Origin of the sequence: Streptomyces sp. NPDC014894, from assembly GCF_043080985.1 — a bacterium.
Classification (GTDB): domain Bacteria; phylum Actinomycetota; class Actinomycetes; order Streptomycetales; family Streptomycetaceae; genus Streptomyces.
In genome coordinates this window covers 1-3,170 of sequence record NZ_JBIBWD010000048.1, presented here as the reverse complement: position 1 = coordinate 3,170, position 3,170 = coordinate 1, and the positions used below count along the sequence as shown (strand labels likewise).

Genomic DNA, 3,170 nt, shown 5'->3' with positions numbered 1-3,170 from the left:
TCCAACACCGACCCGAACACCGGAAACGCCGCCGCCAGCTCCCGCCCCATCCCCACCCGCTGAGCACCCTGACCCGAGAACACGAACCCCACCGCACCGGCGGAGGACGCGCCGGCCGAGGACGCTCCGGCCGCAGTGCGGGCCCGGGACGGGTCGGCGATCAGCTCCCGCAGGCCGGCCTCCATCTCGGCGCGGTCGGCCCCGCTCACGGCGGCCCGGTGGTCGTGCAGCGTGCGGGTGGTGGCCAGGGAGAGCCCGATGTCGGCGACGGACAGTCCGGGGCGCTCGGCCATATGGTCGAGCAGCCGTTCGGCCTGGGCGGCGAGGGCCTGCTCACCACGGGCCGAGATCAGCCAGGGGACGGCGGGGAGGGACGCCTCGGGCCCGGGCCGCCGCTCGGAGAGCTGCCCACCGGGATCGCCGGCGCTGTCCGCCGCACCCGACTCATCGTCCTCGTACGCCTCGTACGCCTCGTACGCCTCCAGAATCACATGGGCGTTGGTGCCGCTGACCCCGAAGGAGGAGACGCCCGCCCGGCGCGGCCGGTCCGAGGAGCGGGACCACTCCCGTTCCTCCGTCAGCAGCTCCACCGCACCGCTCGACCAGTCCACCATCGGCGACGGCTCGTCCACATGCAGCGTCCGAGGCAACCGACCGTGCCGCATGGCCTGCACCATCTTGATCACACCGCCGACGCCGGCGGCGGCGACGGTGTGGCCGATGTTCGACTTCAGCGAACCGAGGAAGACGGGCTCCTCACGGTCCTGGCCGTAGGTCGCCAGCACCGCCTGGGCCTCGATCGGGTCGCCCAGCCGGGTCCCGGTGCCGTGCGCCTCCACGACGTCCACGTCGGAGGGCCGCAGACCGGCGTCCGCCAGGGCACTGCGGATCACCCGCTCCTGCGAGGGTCCGTTCGGAGCCGTCAGACCATTGCTCGCACCGTCCTGATTCACCGCACTGCCCCGCACCACCCCCAACACCCGATGCCCCAGCCGACGCGCGTCCGACAACCGCTCCACCAGCAACAACCCCACACCCTCCGACCACGACGTACCGTCCGCACCCGCGGCGAAGGACTTGATACGTCCGTCGGGGGCGAGCCCGCGCTGCCGGGAGAAGTCGACGAAGCCGCCGGGCGTGCCGGTGACGGTGACGCCTCCGGCGAGGGCGAGGTCGGACTCGCCGCGCCGCAGCGACTCGACGGCCAGATGGAGGGCGACCAGGGAGGAGGAGCAGGCGGTGTCCACCGAGAGCGCCGGGCCCTCAAGTCCGAGGGTGTAGGAGACCCGGCCCGAGGCGACGCTGCCGAGCTTGCCGGTCATCAGATAGCCCTCCAGCTCCTCGGGGCCGGCCAGCCCGAGGTAGCTCTGCTCGATGACGCCCGCGAACACGCCGGTGCGCGAACCGCGCAGAGCCGCCGGGTCGATGCCGGCGTCCTCCAGCGCCTCCCACGCCGTCTCCAGCAGCAGCCGCTGCTGCGGGTCCATGGCGAGCGCCTCGCGCGGCGAGATGCCGAAGAAGTCGGCGTCGAACAGGGCGGCTCCGTCCAGGAAGCCGGCCTCGCGGGTGTACGAGGTCCCGGTGCGGTCCGGGTTCGGGTCGTACAGGCCGTCCAGGTCCCAGCCGCGGTCGGCGGGGAACGGGCCGATCGCGTCCCGGCCCTCCGCGACCAGCCGCCACAGATCGTCGGCGGAGGCGACGCCGCCCGGGAAGCGGCAGGCCATGCCGACGATGGCGATGGGCTCCGTGGCGGGCCGCTCCAGCTCGGTGATCCGTTCCCTCGCCTTCTGAAGGTCCGCGGTCACCCACTTCAGATAGTCGACCAGCTTCTCCTCCCTGGCACTCGTCTCCTTCCGCTCTGCGGACGTGGCGGCGGCGGGCTTGGCAGCGGACATGCGGAATGAGCCTTTCGTCGGGTGCCGTGGCGGACGGGCCTCGATGGCCGGGCGGGACACGCGGCTGAACGATCGGAAGAACGGGTGGGTGGGGAGGGGGCGGCGGCCCGGGCCGTCCCGGGCCAAGCCGGGCCATCCCGGGCCGGGCCAAGCCGGGCCGGGCCGGGCCCTTCAAGGACCGAGGCGGGCCGGGATCTTCACCGGACGGTCCGGTCCGGGACCTTCAAGGACTTCGAGCCGGGACGGGCCGGGCCCGCCGGGGTCAGTCCGCCGCGCGGCCGAGCCGGCTGTCGATGAAGTCGAAGATCTCGTCGGCCGACGCGACCGCGAGCAGCTCCCGCGCCCGCTCGCCGCCGGGCTCCGGAGCGGACCTCCCGGAAGAGCCGAGGTCAGGGAGATCCGGGAGATCCGGAAGGTCCGGAGCCAGCCGCTCCAGCAGGCTCCGCAGCCGGGCCCCGGCCTCGGCGCGGGCCCCGTCCTCGTACGGCAGCGCGTCGAGCGCCGCCTCCAGCCCGTCCAGCCCGGCCCGTACCGCACCGGCCGGATCGGGCGCGGCCGCCCGCAGTACGCGTGCGGCCAGGGCCGCCGGGCTCGGGTGGTCGAAGACCACGGTCGGGGGCAGGGTGACGCCGGTCGTCCGGGCGAGCCGGTCGCGCAGCTCGACGGCGGTCAGGGAGTCGAAACCCAGCTCCTGGAAGGGCCGCTCGGGGGAGATCTCCGACGGGTCGGGATGCTTGGTGACCGCCGCGACCAGCCCGGTCACCAGCTCCAGCGCGTACCGCTCCCGCTGCGCCCCGGTGAGATCGAGCAGCCGCTCGGCCAGCGGTACGGACTCAACGGACTCCGATTCCGCTTCCGATTCCGTCTCGGGGCCGCGCGCGGGGGCCGGCCCCGGTACGAAGCCGCCGTCCGGTCCCGCGGTCTGGTCGAGCCAGTGGCGTCCGCGCTGGAAGGCGTACGAGGGCAGGGGCACCGTACGGGCGCCCGTGCCGGCGAAGAACGCCTCCCAGTCCACGGGCACACCGAGGCCGTGCAGTTCGCCGAGGGCCCGTACGACGGATTCCGTTTCCGGCAGGCGGGAACGGACCGGGGCGATGGTCCGGGTGGTGTCGGGATCGCGCACGATCCGGGCGGTCAGCGCGGTGAGTACGGAGCCGGGGCCGATCTCCACGAACGTACGCACCCCCTGCTCCTCCATCACCCCCACCGCATCCGCGTACCGCACCGCCTCACGCACCTGCCGCACCCAATAATCCGCACACCGCCACTCCTCAC

At 73.8% G+C, this 3,170-nt stretch carries 2 protein-coding genes; both read right to left on the bottom strand.

The window, feature by feature from the left end; genetic code table 11:
* On the bottom strand, positions 1 to 1,895 hold a 1,895-nt coding region (locus ACF089_RS35840), incomplete at its 3' end, for a type I polyketide synthase (RefSeq protein WP_392036405.1).
* A 262-nt stretch (positions 1,896 to 2,157) separates the two neighbouring features.
* The coding region (locus tag ACF089_RS35835; RefSeq protein WP_392036402.1) for a phosphopantetheine-binding protein at positions 2,158 to 3,170 on the bottom strand (1,013 nt) is incomplete at its 5' end.